Annotated in this window: 16 protein-coding genes; 12 read left to right on the top strand and 4 right to left on the bottom strand. The window is 69.7% G+C overall.

All coding sequences use genetic code 11. The features are described from left to right. Nucleotides 1-35: 35 nt before the first annotated feature. The 7 genes from GVY39_RS10280 (at nucleotide 36) to tsaD (ending at nucleotide 6,686) form a co-directional block, all read left to right on the top strand. Nucleotides 36-1,478 carry an NAD(P)H-hydrate dehydratase gene (locus GVY39_RS10280; protein ID WP_159922989.1) on the top strand — a complete coding sequence of 481 codons (1,443 nt, stop codon included), beginning with the start codon at nucleotides 36-38 and terminating at the stop codon, nucleotides 1,476-1,478. Between the two features lie 118 nt (nucleotides 1,479-1,596). Further along, the gene (gene alr, locus GVY39_RS10285; protein ID WP_159922991.1) at nucleotides 1,597-2,832 is read left to right on the top strand and encodes an alanine racemase; all 1,236 of its coding nucleotides are present in this window, start codon (nucleotides 1,597-1,599) and stop codon (nucleotides 2,830-2,832) included. Further along, the gene (locus GVY39_RS10290; protein WP_159922993.1) at nucleotides 2,829-3,917 is read left to right on the top strand and encodes an alpha/beta fold hydrolase; all 1,089 of its coding nucleotides are present in this window, start codon (nucleotides 2,829-2,831) and stop codon (nucleotides 3,915-3,917) included. Before alr ends, GVY39_RS10290 begins: the two co-directional genes overlap by 4 nt. Then, nucleotides 3,910-4,362 (top strand): tRNA (adenosine(37)-N6)-threonylcarbamoyltransferase complex ATPase subunit type 1 TsaE, encoded by a 453-nt coding sequence (tsaE, locus tag GVY39_RS10295; protein ID WP_223518699.1) that lies wholly within the window; start codon nucleotides 3,910-3,912, stop codon nucleotides 4,360-4,362. The genes GVY39_RS10290 and tsaE overlap by 8 nt, the downstream gene beginning before the upstream one ends. Before the next feature lie 55 nt (nucleotides 4,363-4,417). Further along, nucleotides 4,418-5,134, top strand: coding sequence for a tRNA (adenosine(37)-N6)-threonylcarbamoyltransferase complex dimerization subunit type 1 TsaB (tsaB, locus tag GVY39_RS10300; protein WP_159922997.1), 717 nt, complete (start codon nucleotides 4,418-4,420; stop codon nucleotides 5,132-5,134). 5 nt (nucleotides 5,135-5,139) lie between these two features. Further along, complete coding sequence (rimI, locus tag GVY39_RS10305; protein ID WP_159922999.1) at nucleotides 5,140-5,646, top strand: ribosomal protein S18-alanine N-acetyltransferase; 507 nt, start codon at nucleotides 5,140-5,142, stop codon at nucleotides 5,644-5,646. Next, the gene (tsaD, locus tag GVY39_RS10310) at nucleotides 5,643-6,686 is read left to right on the top strand and encodes a tRNA (adenosine(37)-N6)-threonylcarbamoyltransferase complex transferase subunit TsaD (RefSeq protein ID WP_159923001.1); all 1,044 of its coding nucleotides are present in this window, start codon (nucleotides 5,643-5,645) and stop codon (nucleotides 6,684-6,686) included. The genes rimI and tsaD overlap by 4 nt, the downstream gene beginning before the upstream one ends. 89 nt (nucleotides 6,687-6,775) lie before the next feature. Here the strand turns inward: tsaD and GVY39_RS10315 are convergent, their stop codons facing one another. After that, entirely contained in the window at nucleotides 6,776-8,311 is a 1,536-nt protein-coding gene (locus GVY39_RS10315) for an Hsp70 family protein (RefSeq protein ID WP_159923003.1), read from the bottom strand. Between the two features lie 580 nt (nucleotides 8,312-8,891). On the opposite strand from GVY39_RS10315, the gene groES reads away from it, so the two are divergent. Both groES and groL read left to right on the top strand, forming a co-directional pair. Next, entirely contained in the window at nucleotides 8,892-9,194 is a 303-nt protein-coding gene (gene groES, locus GVY39_RS10320; RefSeq protein ID WP_028479292.1) for a co-chaperone GroES, read from the top strand. Nucleotides 9,195-9,450: 256 nt separating this feature from the next. Beyond that, a complete protein-coding gene (gene groL / locus GVY39_RS10325) occupies nucleotides 9,451-11,061 on the top strand; it encodes a chaperonin GroEL (protein ID WP_159923005.1) in 1,611 nt (536 codons plus the stop codon). Between the two features lie 227 nt (nucleotides 11,062-11,288). Here the strand turns inward: groL and GVY39_RS10330 are convergent, their stop codons facing one another. From GVY39_RS10330 to GVY39_RS10340, 3 genes are all read right to left on the bottom strand, one after another. After that, nucleotides 11,289-11,540: a hypothetical protein gene (locus GVY39_RS10330; RefSeq protein WP_159923007.1), complete on the bottom strand. Its 252-nt coding sequence runs from the start codon at nucleotides 11,538-11,540 to the stop codon at nucleotides 11,289-11,291. A gap of 1 nt (nucleotide 11,541) precedes the next feature. Continuing rightward, nucleotides 11,542-12,117 carry a sigma-70 family RNA polymerase sigma factor gene (locus tag GVY39_RS10335; protein ID WP_159923009.1) on the bottom strand — a complete coding sequence of 192 codons (576 nt, stop codon included), beginning with the start codon at nucleotides 12,115-12,117 and terminating at the stop codon, nucleotides 11,542-11,544. Nucleotides 12,118-12,556: 439 nt separating this feature from the next. Beyond that, nucleotides 12,557-12,850, bottom strand: a complete 294-nt coding sequence (locus GVY39_RS10340) for a WhiB family transcriptional regulator (protein ID WP_039796164.1) — start codon at nucleotides 12,848-12,850, stop codon at nucleotides 12,557-12,559. A 628-nt stretch (nucleotides 12,851-13,478) separates the two neighbouring features. On the opposite strand from GVY39_RS10340, the gene GVY39_RS10345 reads away from it, so the two are divergent. From GVY39_RS10345 to GVY39_RS10355, 3 genes are all read left to right on the top strand, one after another. Beyond that, nucleotides 13,479-14,363 (top strand): hypothetical protein, encoded by an 885-nt coding sequence (locus tag GVY39_RS10345; protein ID WP_159923011.1) that lies wholly within the window; start codon nucleotides 13,479-13,481, stop codon nucleotides 14,361-14,363. A 133-nt stretch (nucleotides 14,364-14,496) separates the two neighbouring features. Then, complete coding sequence (locus tag GVY39_RS10350) at nucleotides 14,497-15,075, top strand: sigma-70 family RNA polymerase sigma factor (RefSeq protein ID WP_043687710.1); 579 nt, start codon at nucleotides 14,497-14,499, stop codon at nucleotides 15,073-15,075. Then, nucleotides 15,068-16,201, top strand: coding sequence for an anti-sigma-D factor RsdA (locus GVY39_RS10355; protein WP_159923013.1), 1,134 nt, complete (start codon nucleotides 15,068-15,070; stop codon nucleotides 16,199-16,201). Before GVY39_RS10350 ends, GVY39_RS10355 begins: the two co-directional genes overlap by 8 nt. Nucleotides 16,202-16,225: the final 24 nt, after the last annotated feature.

Genomic DNA, 16,225 nt, shown 5'->3' on the forward strand with positions numbered 1-16,225 from the left:
AAGCGTAGTAGGCCACACCGACGAAGGGAGCGGCGATGTCCACGCAGCGGGGCTATTTCACCGTAGACGAAGTGCGTGCGGCGGAGGCCGAGCTGTTCACCCGGGTGCCGGACGGCGTGCCCATGCGTCGTGCGGCGCACGGCTTGGCCACCGTGGTGGCGGGCGAACTCCGGGAGCGCACCGGCGGTGTCGCGGGTCGGGCGGTGACCTTGCTGGTCGGGTCCGGCGACAACGGGGGCGACGCGCTTTACGCCGGAGCGCAGTTGCGCCGCCGCGGTGTCGCGGTCACCGCGGTATTGCTGAACCCGGAGCGGGCGCACGCGAAAGGACTCGCGGCGCTGTGCGCTGCGGGCGGTCGAGTCGCCGACGACCCAGGTCGCCCGGATCTGGTGATCGACGGGATCGTCGGTATCTCCGGTCGTGGTCCGCTGCGGCCGCGTGCCGCGGAAATCGTTGCGGCGCTGGACGCTCCGATCGTCGCGGCCGACCTGCCCAGCGGCGTCGATCCGGACACCGGCGCGATCGAGGGCCCGGCCGTGCGCGCGGACGTCACGGTCGCCTTCGGCGGCTACAAACCGGTGCATGCGCTCGCCGCGCCGCAGTGCGGCCGAATCGAGTTGGTCCCCATCGGTTTACGTCTCCCGGAGCCGGGTCTCGTCGCACTGGAGCCCGCCTCGATCGGCGCCGAATGGCCGGTTCCCGGCGCGGCCGACGACAAGTACACACAGGGTGTGACCGGCATATGCGCGGGAAGCGCGACATATCCGGGCGCCGCGGTGCTGTGCGCGGCCGCTGCCGTCGCCGCGACGTCGGGCATGGTGCGGTACGCGGGAACCGCGGCGGCCGAGGTGCTGAGCCACTTTCCGGAAGTCATCGCCACCCGGCAGCTCGCCGACACCGGTCGCGTCCAGTCCTGGGTCTTCGGTCCCGGCGCGGGCACCGATGCCGACGCCGGGCAACGCCTCCGCCAGATCTTGGACACCGACCTACCGGTCGTGGTCGACGCCGACGGCCTGACCTTGCTGGCCGCACGGCCGCACCTGGTGCGCGATCGCGCGGCGCCGACCGTGCTGACCCCGCACGCGGGCGAGTTCGCCCGCCTCACCGGTCACGAAGTCGGCCAAGACCGGGTGGCCGCGGTCCGGGACCTCGCGGATGCCTGGCAGGTCACGGTACTGCTGAAGGGTCGGGCCACGCTGGTCGCCGCACCGGGCCGCCCCGTGCTGGTCAACGAAGCGGGCGGTTCGTGGGCCGCCACCGCGGGCGCGGGCGACGTGCTCTCGGGCATCATCGGGACGCTGCTCGCCGCGGGTCGCGACACCGCCTGGTCCGCTGCCGCGGCCGCGCGGGTGCACGCCCTGGCCGCGAACCTCGCCGCCCACGACGGCGCGCCCGCGGGAGCCCCGGTCTCGGCGAGCGTCCTGGCGACCCACGTCCGTCCCGCGATCGGAGTCCTCCGCGGCCTCGCCCATACGTAGGCTGTGCTCATCGTGGCGTCGAGCACAGCGCTGACCGGCGCGTAAACCGGTTGCAACCGAGATCGAGCACGCCAATAGACTCGACCGGAACCAACGCGACGACTGATCTCGAGGGCACATGGGTAACTCCCCGGGTACGCCCAGAACTCCGGCGGCACCAGACGGAAGACCTGAACGCGAATATAGCGCCCCCCGGCTGGTACGGCCCGAATACTCGAAAGAGGCGGAGAAGACTGCCGTGAATGCGCAAGCGGAAACGGTCATCGACCTGGATGCCATCGCCGACAACGTGCGGATCCTGCGGGAACACGCGGGCGACGCCGCGGTGATGGCGGTGGTGAAGGCCGACGGCTACAACCACGGCGCAGTCGAGGTGGGGCGGGCCGCCCTCGCGGCGGGGGCGGCGGAATTGGGCGTCACGACGGTGGCGGAAGCCGTGCAGTTGCGCGCGGCCGGAATCACCGCGCCCATCCTGTGCTGGTTACACAACACCGACGCCGACTTCGCGGCCGCGGTGGACGCCGACGTCGAGATCGGGGTCTCCTCGCCCGCCCATCTGCGGGCGGTCGAAGCCGCGGCGCGCCGCGTCGGCCGTCCGGCGACGGTCGCCTTGAAGGTGGACACGGGCCTGAACCGCAACGGGGTCTCACCGGCCGAGTACCCGGAAGTGCTGACAGCGCTGCGCGCTCTGGTCGACGAGCAGGCGGTGCGTTTCCGCGCGATCTTCTCCCATCTCGCGCACGCCGACGAACCTGAACACCCCAACAACGACGTGCAACGCGCCCGGTTCCTGGACGCGATCGCCACGGCCAAGGAACACGGCTTGGAGCCGGAACTGGTGCACATCGCCAACTCTGCCGCCGCCCTGACCCGCCCCGATCTGGCCTTCGACCTGGTCCGGCCGGGCATAGCCGTGTACGGCCTGTCCCCCATACCGGGCAACGACTTCGGCCTGCGGCCCGCGATGACCTTCCAGGCCCGGGTCGCCTTGGTCAAGCGGGTGGCCGCGGGCGAAGGCGTCTCCTACGGGCACCAGTGGGTCGCGCCGCACGACACCACCGTCGCGCTGATCCCCACGGGTTACGCCGACGGCGTGTTCCGCCCCCTGAGCGGGCGATTCGACGTCTGGCTCGGCGGAGCCCGGCGCAGAAACGTGGGCCGGGTGTGCATGGACCAGTTCGTCGTCGACCTGGGAGACAATGCCGCGGGCGTCCGGGAGGGCGACACCGCGATCCTCTTCGGCGCGCGACCGCACGCCCAGGACTGGGCCGACCTGCTCGGCACCATCCACTACGAAGTGGTGTGTTCGCCGCGCGGCCGGGTCACCCGGCGCTACACGGGTGGCGACCGGTGAGCCGGTTCCGGGTGACCCCGCTGCGCGGCGGGCTCGCCACCGTGGGGCTCGTGGGTGCGCTGGCGGGTGCCCATGCCCTGCGCCGCGCCGGCGCGCGCGTGCTGTGGCCCCCGCGGGGCGACGACTACCGCGACGAGGATTTCGGACTGATCGATGCCGACCGCGCGGGGACCGTGCTCGCCGATGACGGCGTGCCGCTGGCCACCCGGACCTGCGGCCCCGACGACGCGCCGGTGACGGTGATTTTCGTACACGGGTTCTGCAACAGCATGGCTTCCTTCCACTTCCAGCGTCGCGATCTGGAAAAGCGTTGGGGCGCGCGGGTTCGCATGGTGCTGTTCGATCTGCGCGGGCACGGTCGATCCGGAGTGCCGAGCGCCGCGAGCTGTACCGTCGCCCAGCTGGGCCGCGACCTGGCCACTGTGCTGAGCGCCACCGCTCCGGCCGGGCCCGTGGTGCTGGTCGGGCATTCGCTGGGCGGTATGGCGGTCCTGGCCGCGGCCGCGCGATTCCCGGAATTGTTCGCGGCCAGGGTGATCGGCGTCGCACTGCTGTCGACCGCGGCGGCCGGGGTCACCGCGGCGGGGATCGGGCAACTGCTGCGCAACCCCGCGATCGACGGCTTCCGGTTGGCCGTGCACACCGCGCCCGCGCTGGTGCAGGCGGGCCGCGCCACCGCGCGGCATGTGATCACACCGATCCTGCACGTCAGCTCGTTCCACGGTCCGGTGAGCCCGACCCTGTCGCGCTTCGCGACGCTGATGATCGACCAGACGCCGGTGGAGACCATCGTGAAGTTTCTCCAAGCCATCGAGCTGCACGACGAGTCGGCGGCGTTGCCCGCCCTGGCGGGCACACCGGTTCTGGTGCTCGGCGGTAAGCACGATCTGGTGATCCCGTTCCGCAATTCGCGCGCGCTGGCCGCCGCTCTGCCCGAAAGCGAACTCATTCTGCTGCCGGGGGCGGCGCACATGCCGCATCTGCAGTACCCGGACATCGTCAATGCCGCGCTGGATCGATTGCTGGTGCGCGCGGGTGCCATCGACCCGGTGGCGGGAAACGCCTCCGAGGTGTCCGGTGGCTGATCGACGGTCTCGGATTTTGCCCACCGTCGCCGACACCGAGGCGCTCGGCCGGGAATTGGCCATGGATCTGCGCGCCGGTGACCTGGTGGTTCTGGACGGCCCGCTCGGCGCGGGCAAGACCGCGCTGACCCGTGGTATCGCCGAGGGGCTCGGCGTACAGGGCCGGGTCAGCTCCCCGACGTTCATCATCGCCCGCCAGCACCGCGCCGGGGAGCGGGAGGGCGGGCCCGCCGTGCCCATGGTGCACGTGGACGCCTATCGGCTCGGTGGCGATCTGGACGAGCTGGACGCGCTGGATCTGGACACCGATCTGCATCAGGCGGTGGTCGTGGTGGAGTGGGGCCGCGGCGTGGTCGAGCACCTCGCCGAGCGCCACCTGCGCGTGCTGCTGTCGCGTGAGCCGGATTCGGATGTGCGCACCGCGATCTGGGAATGGGTGGATTAGCTATCAGGTAGCTCTGCATCCGTGGGGCCTACCACCCGGTATCGTTGGGCCAATCATGCTTGTACTAGCCGTCGACACCGCGACCCCCGCCGTCACAGCGGGACTGGTGGAATTGGAGCAGGGCGCCGGCTCGGCGGATCCCGTCCTGGCACGCACCGTCGCCTCCCGGGTGCGGGTCGACCCCCGTGCTCATGCCGAGGTGCTCACCCCGCAGATCCTCGAATGCCTCGGCGAGGCAGGCCGTTCCAGGACCGATATCGACGCGATCGTGGTCGGCGTCGGTCCGGGGCCGTTCACCGGCTTGCGCGTCGGTATGGCCACCGCGGCCGCGTTCGGTGACGCGCTCGGCATTCCGGTGTACGGGGTGTGCAGTCTCGACGCGATCGCCGCCGACGCCGCCATCGACCCCGCCGTGCCGCCTCCGGTCGAGTTCCCGCTCGATGCCGAACTGCTCGTGGTGACCGACGCGCGGCGGCGGGAGGTGTACTGGGCGCGGTACCGCGAGGGCGCGCGCGTGGCAGGCCCCGAGGTGTGCAAGCCCTCCGACTTGGACGAAGGACAAGCCACGGCGATCGCCGGATCCGCCTCGCACGTGGACTTCTTCGACTTGCCGGTGCTGCCCGCCGAGACGCCCTCGCCCGCCGGACTGGTGCGCGTCGCCGCCCCCGAGCTGCTGTCGCGCAGCGTGCCGGAGCCGCTGGTTCCGCTGTACTTGCGCAGGCCGGACGCGGTCGAGAACGCCTACCGTCGACTCGACCGGACGGGAGCGTGACGGCCGTGGCTTTCCGTATCGAGCCGATGGTGGCCGCCGACATCACGCGCTGCGTCGAACTGGAGCAGTTGCTGTTCCCGGAGGACGACCCGTGGGCCGCCGTGGCGTTCCAGTCCGAGCTGGCAGGCAGGCACAACTGCTACATCACCGCGCGCGACGACGACGGGCGAATGGTGGGCTACGCGGGCATCGCCCTGCTGGGTGACGCCGAACACCCCGAGGCCGAGGTGCACACCATCGGCGTCGACCCCCGCTGCCACCGCGCGGGCGTGGGCACGCTTCTGCTGGAGGCGCTTCTCGCCGAGGCAGGACGGCGCGGCGGGCCGGTGTTCCTGGAGGTCCGCACCGACAACGCGCCCGCGATCGCGCTGTACGCCAAGCACGGTTTCCACATCATCGGATTGCGCAAGAACTACTACCACCCCAGTGGCGCGGACGCGTACACGATGCGCCGGCCCGCGCTGACCAGCGCGGACCGCCAGTGGCGCACACCGGACGAGGTGCTGTCGTGATCATCATGGGCATCGAGAGCTCCTGCGACGAAACCGGAGTGGGCATCGTCCGCCGCCACCCCGACGGCACCTGCGAGCTACTCGCCGACGAAGTCGCCTCGAGCGTCGACCAGCACGCGCGCTTCGGTGGCGTGGTCCCCGAGATCGCCTCGCGCGCGCACCTCGAGGCGATCGTGCCCGCCATGCGCCGTGCGCTGTCGGCGGCGGGTATCGCGAAGCCGGACGCGCTGGCGGTGACCATCGGACCGGGCTTGGCCGGTGCGTTGCTGGTGGGCGTCGCCGCCGCGAAAGCGTATGCGGCGGCGTGGGATGTGCCTTTCTACGCGCTCAACCATCTCGGCGGCCACGTCGCGGTGGACACCCTGGAACACGGGCCGATGCCACCGTGCGTCGCGCTGCTGGTGTCGGGCGGGCACACTCACCTGCTGCACGTCACGGATCTGTCCGAGCCGATCGTCGAGCTGGGCAGCACGGTCGACGATGCGGCGGGGGAAGCCTTCGACAAAGTGGCGCGCCTGCTCGGGCTGGGTTTTCCCGGCGGCCCGGCGCTCGATGCCGCAGCCGCGGACGGCGATCCGCGCGCCATCGCCTTTCCCCGGGGCATGACCGGGCCGCGTGATCCGCGCTACGACTTCTCCTTCTCGGGCCTCAAGACCGCGGTGGCACGATACGTGGAGGCGGCGCAGCGCGACGGCATCGCCGCGGAAGATCTCCCCATTCCCGATATCGCGGCGTCGTTCCAGGAGTCGGTCGCGGATGTGCTCACCATGAAGGCGGTGCGCGCGGCGCGGGATGTCGGTGTCGGCACGCTGGTGCTCGGCGGCGGCGCGACGGCCAACTCACGAATTCGCTCGATGGCCGAGGAACGTTGCGCCGCGGCCGGTTTGAGTCTGCGGGTGCCCAAGCCCCGGCTGTGCACGGACAACGGGGTGATGATCGCCGCGCTGGGCGCACATGTCATCGCGGGCGGCGCGGCGCCGTCACCGCTGACGGTCGCCACCGACCCCGGTCTGCCGGTGTCGGTCAGCATGGTCCGCTGATCTGCTCGGACTCGGTGAGCCGTCGGTAGCGCGCGGGTGGCTCGACGGCTTCCGTGGAATCGTCCGGAAACCGCCGTTGTGCCGTCGGATCAGTTCGGTACGAGTAGGCCCGGGTCGAATGCCGACCCCGAGCTTCCATGCGGCGGCAGCGGCAGGCCCGACCGCGCGGGCACCTGGCTCGGCGTCGAGCTCGGGCCGGGCCTCTCGACGCTCGGCGTCGGCGAAGAGGTCTGGCTCGGCCCCGGCTCGGGCGAACTGCCCTGTGTGGCATTCGGGTTGCCGAACAGCGGACCGAGGAGTTCGGGGAACGGGATCGGCGGAAGGTCGGGATCCGGTCGCAGCGTGGGTTGTGTCGGTGTGACCGCCTCCGTGGTGAACGGTACGCCGGTCGTACTGCGCGGCCCGCGTCCGGTGGTGGTCGGCGCGACGCCGGTGCTGTCCGGGGTGCCGCCTGCCCGCGTTACCGCCGCCGCGGTCGAGGGCGCCGCGGACGTCGGAGGCGGCAGCTGCGAAGCGCTGCTCGTGGTCCCGGCGGGGGAGACCTCGTCGTCCGCGGTGGGCGCGAACGTCTGCACGCCGTAACCGACGATCAGTCCGACCACCACGATCGCCCCGGCCAGTGTGCCGAACACCTTGGTGACCGTTCCGGCGGGCGCGTCGCCGCCGCGCGTGCCCACCGGGAACACCGCGGGTTGCACCGAATCCGCGACCAGCGCCGCGCCTTTCGCGGTCACCGCCTCCGGGTCCGGCACGGTGAAGACCGGGACGTCCAGCGCCGCGGTGAGTGTGTCGAGCACCGAGGGAATGTTGGCGCCGCCACCGATGACCGCGACCGCCTGCGGCTGCCGGGGCGCCCGGCCGAACGCCGCCGTGACGAACCGCGCCAGGTCGCGCAGCAGGTCGGCGATCAACTCTTCGAAGTCGGCCCTGGTCAGCTTCAGCGGCCGCCCCGCGACGTGGTCGATGGTGACGGCGGGCGCGATGGACAAATGCTCTTTCGCCGCGCGGCCTCGATTGGTCAGCATGCCGCGGTTGGGCCGGGTGCCGCGCCGGGCGAAGTGCATGTCCACCAGATGGTGGTAGATCAGGTCATCGATCGCCTTGCCGCTGACGGTCGCGGTGCGGTCGGAACGCAGCAGCGAGCCGTCGGTTCGATCGGCGACGGTGACGCTGAGCCCCGAGGCGCCGAGATCGACGATGGCTACCGTGTCGTAGCGGTCCAGCAGGCCGGTGTGCCGCAGGTAGGTCAGCGCGGCGGTGCCCTCCGGGATCAGCCGCAGTTCACGCTGTTTGCCGGTGGCCGCGCGGATGATCTGCGCCTGCTCCCTGGTGCGGTAGGCGACCGCGACGCTGGTGGGCGGATGACCGGTCATCGACGCCCAATCGCGTGCGGTGCCCGCGAATCGCCCGCCGACCGGGCTGATGATCTCGCGCGGCGGCTGCGTGGTCGGCAGTTGCGTGGTCATCAACTCGATCGAGGACGCCACCAGATCGCCGAGATCGGAATGGGCCGCATCGGCGGAGACGACGCGGTAGTCGAAGCTCTGCGCGCCATTGGACGCGGTGGCGACCAACGCCGAGCACACGACCTCTGCCCCGGCCGAGATGCCGAGGGATGTTCGCATGTTCACCTCCCTTCGAGCGGATGGTCATGGTGTCGCCGACCATCTCGAATGGACTGCCGGACCGCCGTATGGATGACGAGCGCCCCGGATCGGGAAACGAACCGGCCCCTCGTCCGGGTGGGTCGCGGGGACCGGCCATGGATCACGTGTCTTGCTCTCTGGTGACGCTGGTAATGCAACGACTGCTGCGGCGCTGCGTGTTTCGGCGACGCTGCGGTAACGCTGTGCGGCCCCGCCGCCGCCCACAGGCGACGGACGTGGCGGCCGGACCGCGACCGTCGTCAATAGTGTCACAATCCGTTATCCGAACGTTACTGTTTCCTCGAACGAATCGCCAAGCCGCGAGTCGGATGGGCGCGCCGCGCAAAGTTGGCACCGTCCAGCCTTGAGCGCTGGCACTCTCATGTATAGAGTGCTAGTCGGCACTGTATGAAGTGCTTGTGCCAGCAGCTTGACCATTGGGCAGGGGTCCCGGCACCCGCGACGACGGGGCTATGCGCAAGGTCAGCATCGTGACCAACCGACGAGTCCGGGACAACAGTTCCGGACGACCGAATCCCCTGAAAGTGGAGGGCTCAACGTGGCGAGCGTGAACATCAAGCCGCTCGAGGACAAGATCCTCGTCCAGGCCAACGAGGCCGAGACGACGACGGCCTCCGGCCTGGTCATCCCCGACACGGCGAAGGAGAAGCCGCAGGAGGGCACCGTTGTCGCCGTCGGTCCCGGCCGGTGGGACGACGAGGGCGAGAAGCGCATCCCGCTGGATGTCCAGGAGGGTGACACCGTCATCTACAGCAAGTACGGCGGCACCGAGATCAAGTACCAGGGCGAGGAGTACCTCATCCTGTCGGCGCGCGACGTGCTGGCCGTCGTCACCAAGTAGCCGAACGGGCACGCATGCGTTCCGCCCCGGTGTCTTTCAGGCCCCGGGGCGGAACGCGTTCGACGCCGACAGACACCCGGCACTGAACACGCGGTGCGAGCGACGGGCCCGGAGGCGGCAGCCTGCGTGACCACGTAGGGACCCGGGAGCACCGCAAATCAGATACAGCGGTGCGAGCGACGGGCCCGGAGGCGGCAGCCTGCGTGACCACGTAGGGACCCGGGAGCGCCGCAATCCACTACAGGAGCGAATTCCCATGGCAAAGCAGATCGAGTTCGACGAGAAGGCTCGCCGGGCTCTGGAACGCGGTGTCGACAAGCTCGCCGACGCGGTGAAGGTCACCCTGGGCCCGCGCGGGCGGCACGTCGTGCTCGCGAAGTCCTTCGGCGGTCCGACCGTCACCAACGACGGCGTCACCATCGCGCGTGACATCGAGCTGGAAGACCCGTTCGAGAACCTCGGCGCGCAGCTGGTCAAGAGCGTCGCCACCAAGACCAACGACGTCGCGGGCGACGGCACCACCACCGCCACCGTGCTGGCCCAGGCGCTGGTCCGCGCCGGGCTGAAGAATGTTGCCGCGGGCGCGAATCCGATCGCGCTCGGTTCCGGCATCGCCAAGGCCGCCGACGCGGTCTCCGAGGCGCTGCTCGCGCTGGCCACCCCGGTCTCCGGCGAGCAGGCCATCGCGCAGGTCGCGACGGTGTCCTCGCGCGACGAGCAGATCGGCGAGATGGTCGGCAAGGCGCTGACCACCGTCGGCAAGGACGGCGTCGTCACCGTCGAGGAGTCCTCGACGCTGCAGACCGAACTCGTCGTCACCGAGGGCGTGCAGTTCGACAAGGGTTACCTGTCGCCCTACTTCATCACCGATCCCGACAGCCAGCAGGCCGCCCTCGAGGACGCGTTCGTCCTGCTGCACCGCGAGAAGATCAGCTCGCTGCCGGACTTCCTGCCGCTGCTGGAGAAGATCGCCGAGAGCGGCAAGCCGGTCGTGATCATCGCCGAGGACGTCGAGGGCGAGGCGCTGTCGACCCTGGTGGTCAACGCCATCCGCAAGACGATCAAGGCCGTCGCGGTGAAGGCGCCGTTCTTCGGCGACCGCCGTAAGGCGTTCCTCGACGACCTGGCCGTGGTCACCGGCGGCACTGTGGTGAACCCCGACCTCGGCATCACCCTGCGCGAGGCGGGCCTGGACGTGCTCGGCAAGGCGCGTCGCGTGGTCGTTACCAAGGACGACACCACGATCATCGACGGCGCCGGTTCCGCGGCGGACGTGGAGGGGCGCGTCGCGCAACTGCGTCGCGAGATCGAGTCCACCGATTCCGATTGGGACCGCGAGAAGCTCGAGGAGCGGTTGGCCAAGCTGGCCGGCGGCGTCGCGGTGATCAAGGTCGGCGCGGCCACCGAGACCGCGCTCAAGGAACGCAAGTACCGCGTCGAGGACGCGGTGAGCGCGGCCAAGGCCGCTGTGGCCGAGGGCATCGTGCCCGGCGGCGGCACCGCGCTGGTGCAGGCGAGCGGCAAGCTCGTCGAGCTGCGCGACTCGCTGTCGGGTGACGAAGCCGTCGGCGTCGAGGTGGTTCGCACCGCGCTGCGGGCGCCGCTGTTCTGGATCGCCACGAACGCGGGCTTGGACGGCGCGGTGGTGGTCAGCAAGGTGGCCGAGGGCAAGGAGGGCTTCAACGCCGCCACCCTCAGCTACGGCGACCTGCTCACCGACGGCGTCGTCGACCCGGTGAAGGTGACTCGTTCGGCCGTCGTGAACGCCGCCTCGGTCGCGCGCATGATCCTCACCACCGAGAGCGCCGTGGTCGACAAGCCCGCCGAGGAGCACAACGATCACGGCCACCACGGCCACGCTCACTGAGCCGAGCGCCTCTTCGCGACGATTCATCAGGCAAGGCCCTCGAACCACCTGGTTCGGGGGCCTTGCCCGTACCCGGGACAAGCCGGGGCCGGCAGGCGACTACCAGTGAGACCGAGGATGTTCCGAAGCTCGACGCGCTGGCTGCCGCGAACCGGAAGGAGGCTGCGGGATCGTCCGGCTGTCGGACCCGGACGCGCGGAGCGGGAGTGCCTGACGGATCGCTGAATTCAGCTGGCGACCGGTGGCTGCTCGGCGGCGATGGCCGCGAGGAGGCGAGCGCGCAGCGACGGCGGTGGCATGGCCGCCGTGGCTGTGGCGAGAACGGAGAGCGCTTCTTTCGTGTCTCTGACTTCCTGGATGAACTCCGCGCGTAGCACGGGGTCCTCGCTGTCGAGCAGATCCTGCACTTCCTGATGGTCTTCGTCGTCGATCGATCCGAGCGCGACGGTGTGCGCGAGATCGATCTGGCGTTCGTTCATCTCACGTCACCCCCAAACTTTTCTTCAGTCGTGTCAATCCGTCCCGAATCCGGGACTTAACGGTAGGTAACCCTACGTTGAGGTAGGTGGCTACCTCCGCATAGGTGCGCCCGCCGTAGTAGGCGAGCGAGATGGCTTCCCGTTGGGTTTCGGTGAGTGTGGCGAGACCCGCCAGGACGGCCTGTTGTTCGAGCCTGCGCTCGACCTCTTCGGTGACCTCGTCGAATTCGTTGCCGAGCACCCGGATCCCGTACGCGACCTCGCGCTGGGTGTGGGCCTGCTCGGCGCGCACCCGGTCGACGGCGCGCCGGTGCGCGAGCGTCATCAGCCAGGTCACCGCGGAACCCTTCGCGGGATCGAAGCTCGACGCCATCCGCCAGATCTGGAGAAAGACCTCCTGGGTGGTCTCCTCCGCGTATCCCGGATCGTGCAGGACACGCAACACCAGACCGAAGACGCGCGCACACGTCCGGTCGTAGAGCTCGGCGAATGCTTCCTGGTCGGCTCGGCCACATCGATGTAAAAGCGCGGCGAGCTCGATACTTTCGGCTGCGCGTGCCGTAACCGCAGAATCCACCGTAGGTGGGAAGGCCGCTCTTCGGAACGAGTCGCCCTCTGCGGCTGGCGGCCGCGTTGTCACAACGCTCCATTCTGTGTCATCAGTCACTACCGTAGCGCGCCGCTATGACCTCCCTTCCGGTGGGGTGCCCACGAGCGCGTCATGGGACGGCGCCGCGTTGCGGAAAAGCGCCGTTACGTCGGACATCTGGGAGAAGACACGCCATGACACGCCGTGACACGCCGAACGCTGTCGCATCGCGCCGGACCGGTAGTGCACCGGCCTTCGCCGCGGCGGCCGGCCGATCGATGGTGACCGATCGGAACCCACGCGCCGACCTTCGGACAGGAACCGATCGGCGTGTTGCGTGACCGGCTCGGCCGAAAAGCATGTTGCAGTGGCCCGTTGTTTGCTAGGGATTCGATGCCCGCTGGCGTGCGGATGGGAGGAGATTGGTTCAGACGGCCATGCGGCGGCGGTTGCGCCGCGCGTGCATCTCGCGCTCGGTTTCCGACATGCCGCCCCAGATGCCATAGGGCTCGCTGACTTTCAGCGCGTGGGCGCGGCACTGCATGAGCACCGGGCAGGTGCGGCAGATCTCCTTGGCGCGCATCTCGCGCGCGGTGCGGGCTCGGCCACGCTCGCCATCGGGATGGAAGAACACCGCGGAATCCTGCCCGCGGCACGATCCTCGCATCTGCCAATCCCAGACATCGGCGTTGGGTCCCGGGAGGTGGGTCGGCATGGGCATGTGAACTCCTCGTGGTGCGAGCTCGTCAGCGTTGTCGAGCAGTTGTTCTGCAACAGTTGTGGGCCACGACGCCGTGTCGGCGGGGGTACCCGGGGGGCTCGCCCCTTCGTGGTCGCTGCAATTTCGCGCGGCGCCGTCCGTGGCGATGAGCTACGTTAGGTCCAGCCGCGAAATTCCGTCAATAGTTCCACGCAGCACTTTTCCAAATCTCGCGCTGCGAAATTTAACCTCCGAACTGTTTACTTTTCGCGTTGGTTCCGGCGATACTGTTCGGTTGGCCGGAGGTCGGTGGTTTCCGCTTGTGCCATGACGAGTCAAGTTTCTGCAGGTAGATGCGATTTACGGTGCGTGGGGCCGCTGCGGTGCGGATGCTGGGCGCACGGCGGCGGCGGCCCTGCCGCCCACGACGTTCCCTTCGCGCGGATCCGAAGATGGCGGAAACGGGGCGCGCAGGTTAATTACGCGAAACGCGCATGAATTCCCGGCGCGGCCGCTCGGTGATTGCCGGAGCTAGATTTACCTAATGGAAACATCGGCTCGGCGGCGGAAATGCCGGGCGGTTGCGGGTCGGCGGTCGATCACCTTTCGTCGTCTCCGGCCCGCGTACCGGGCGGGATAGAGTGCGCCCGTGTTCGCGCCCGCTCCGTTCGGAGATCCTCACGTCGCGGCCCTCGCCGAGGCCGCCTTCGGTGCCGACCCTGGTCGCGCCGCCGCCGAGTTGCCGCCCGCTTCGGACCCACTCGGCCGGTGGTATCGCGCGGTGGTCCTCGGCGGTCAGGGTCGTTATGCCGCGGCGCGCGTCGAATTGCGAAGGTTATGCAATCACAGCGCCGACCCCGTGCTCCTCTCACTGGCGGGAAGTACGGAGGGCTCTTTCCTTCGCCAGCTCGGGTGGCACGAGCGGGCGGCCGCGTTCGACGGGCGGGCCGCCGCGCTGCTGCTCGCCAGCGACGCCGTGGCAGAGGACGAGACCGCAGGCGGTCCGTCGAACGGGCCGGGCGGCTACCTTCCCAGCCGCGCCGACGCGATCTGCGACGCCCTCACCGGCTTGGCCGCCGACGCGCTGGGAACCGGGCGGCTCGCGCTGGCCGATCGGCTGCTGCGGCGCAGCGCCTCGGCGGCACAGCGGTATCGGGCCGGTTGGCGTCCCGCGATCCGCCTGGGCTGGGTACGCGCGGAAACCGCGTTGGCGGCAGGTGATTTCGAGTCGGCCGCCGAGCACGCGTCGGTCGCGCTGGAGCTGGCCGATCGGTCCCCCTCGGTACGCCACCAGGTCAAGTCCCGCCTACTGGTCGCCGCGGCCGACGCGGCGCGCGGCGCGCGCGAACGATCCCGGGCCTCGGCCGAGGAGGTCGCCGAGCAATGCCGCGAGCACGGGCTGCTGCCGTTGCGGTGGGCTTGCGCCATGCTCCGCGCCGGATCGGGCGCCGAGAAAGCGGCGGCGGAAGCGGCCGAGTGTGCAGCGGTCATAACCCGCGCAGGCGGGGCATTGCGCCCCATGGATGGTTGGTAGCTGATCACGGAGACCACCGTGTTGCCCAGATCCCGCCGACGGGTCGCTATTGTTAGATCCGTTCCGCCCCTTCGGTGGAAGCACTGGTCGTCACCGGACCGTGCCACTTGTAACGCCAGGAATATCTCTGACGATGACGCACACGGGCGAAGAGTTGGACCTCGCCGTCGCTGCCGCTGCGCAGGGCGACAGATCCGCTTTAGCTCAGGTACTGGAGATGGTCCGCCCGCTGGTGGTGCGCTACTGCCGCGCGCGGATCGGAGCCGCGGAGCGTGGGCAGCTCTCCGCGGACGACGTTGCGCAGGAGGTTTGCCTGGCTGTGATGACCGCCTTGCCCAGGTATCAAGACCAGGGCAGGCCCTTCATGGCCTTTGTCTACGGGATCGCTTCGCACAAGGTCGCCGACGCTCATCGCAATGCCGCCCGTAACAAGGCGGAGGCGATGGCCGAAGTACCAGATGTCATATCCACCGACCAGGGACCGGAACAACGAGCTCTCGAATCCGAGACGAGCAGACAGATGAACCGTTTGCTCGCGACGCTTCCCGAGAAGCATCGAGAGATCTTGATCCTGCGCTTGGTCATGGGTTTGTCAGCGGAAGAAACCGCAGTCGCCGTGGGCAGTACGGCGGGTGCGATACGGGTGGCCCAACACAGGGCACTCGCGAAACTCAAGTCACAAGTGGCGAGGGCAGGTGAAATGTATGGCTAGGGATGGCGAGCGCGGTCGGGGTGACTGGAAGGCGCGGCTTGGATCGCGAAACAGCGGTCCCTACGCCGAGGCGTCCGGTGACAGCGACCCGGTCGACATCGCCGCGGTACGCCGCGACGATGCTCTGATCGACGCCATCGCCAGCGATGGTCCGGTGCACACCGACAGCGCCGAGGAGTATCAGCTCGCGACGCTGCTCGCGGATTGGCGAGCGGAGCTGACCGCGGCTCCGATGTCGGCCGAACCGGACCTGGATGCGATCGTGGCCGCGGTCAACCAGGAGATCGGCGCGCGGCAGGTTCGTATCGGGGCGCACAGCGGCGGGCGACTGAGGCTTCTGCGCCCGATCATGGGCACCGCGGCCGCACTGGCGCTGGTCTTCGGCGGCATGACGGCGTTCTCGTACAACGCGGAGCCGGGCGACCCGCTATGGCGGGTCAAGGAAGTCGTGTTCAGCGAACAGGCCCAGACAACCGTCGTGCAGCGGGCCGACGACGACCTGAGCCAGGCCTCCGCGCTGGTCGCGCAGAACCCGGAACAGGCGAAGGCGCGGTTGGAGCGCGCCAAGGAGAACGCCGCGCAGGTCAGCGATCCGGGCAAGCGCGCCGAGTTGATGACCGAGTGGGAGCGGCTGCTCGCGGAGCTGGGGAAGGTGTCGCCGGAACTGGCCCAACAGCTGGAGTCGACGGTGCCGAAGAGCACCGACCCGCGTGCCACCCCGGGCACCAGCGTCACCACGAAGCCCAATGCGACCAGCGGGTCCGCGACGATCATGCAGCAGCCGGGCGAGCAGACGGACAAGCCCTCGCCCACCGTGGACGCGACCGCGCCGAACGGCGGCGGCGCCACGAACGGCGGCGCGCCGACCACGGCGCCACCGGTTACCACGCCCCCGCCTGCAGCCACCACACCGCCGCAGGCGACCGTGGAGCCGACGGCTCCGCAGCAGCCGCCGGCCACGGATGTCCGGCCGCCCACAGCGGATCCGACGGTGGACACCGGGAATCCGACGGTGGCACCGCCGCCGCAGCAACCGGCCACCCGGCCGCCGACCCAGGGCCAGCCGCCGACTTTCAGCGTGCCGTCCTTCCCCAACCCGGGCTCGTTCTTGCCGCCCGGTAGGTAAGCGAACATCTCGGACGTACGACAC

Source organism: Nocardia sp. CY15 (assembly GCF_009829295.1).
In the GTDB taxonomy this organism is placed as follows: Bacteria; Actinomycetota; Actinomycetes; order Mycobacteriales; family Mycobacteriaceae; genus Nocardia; species Nocardia sputi.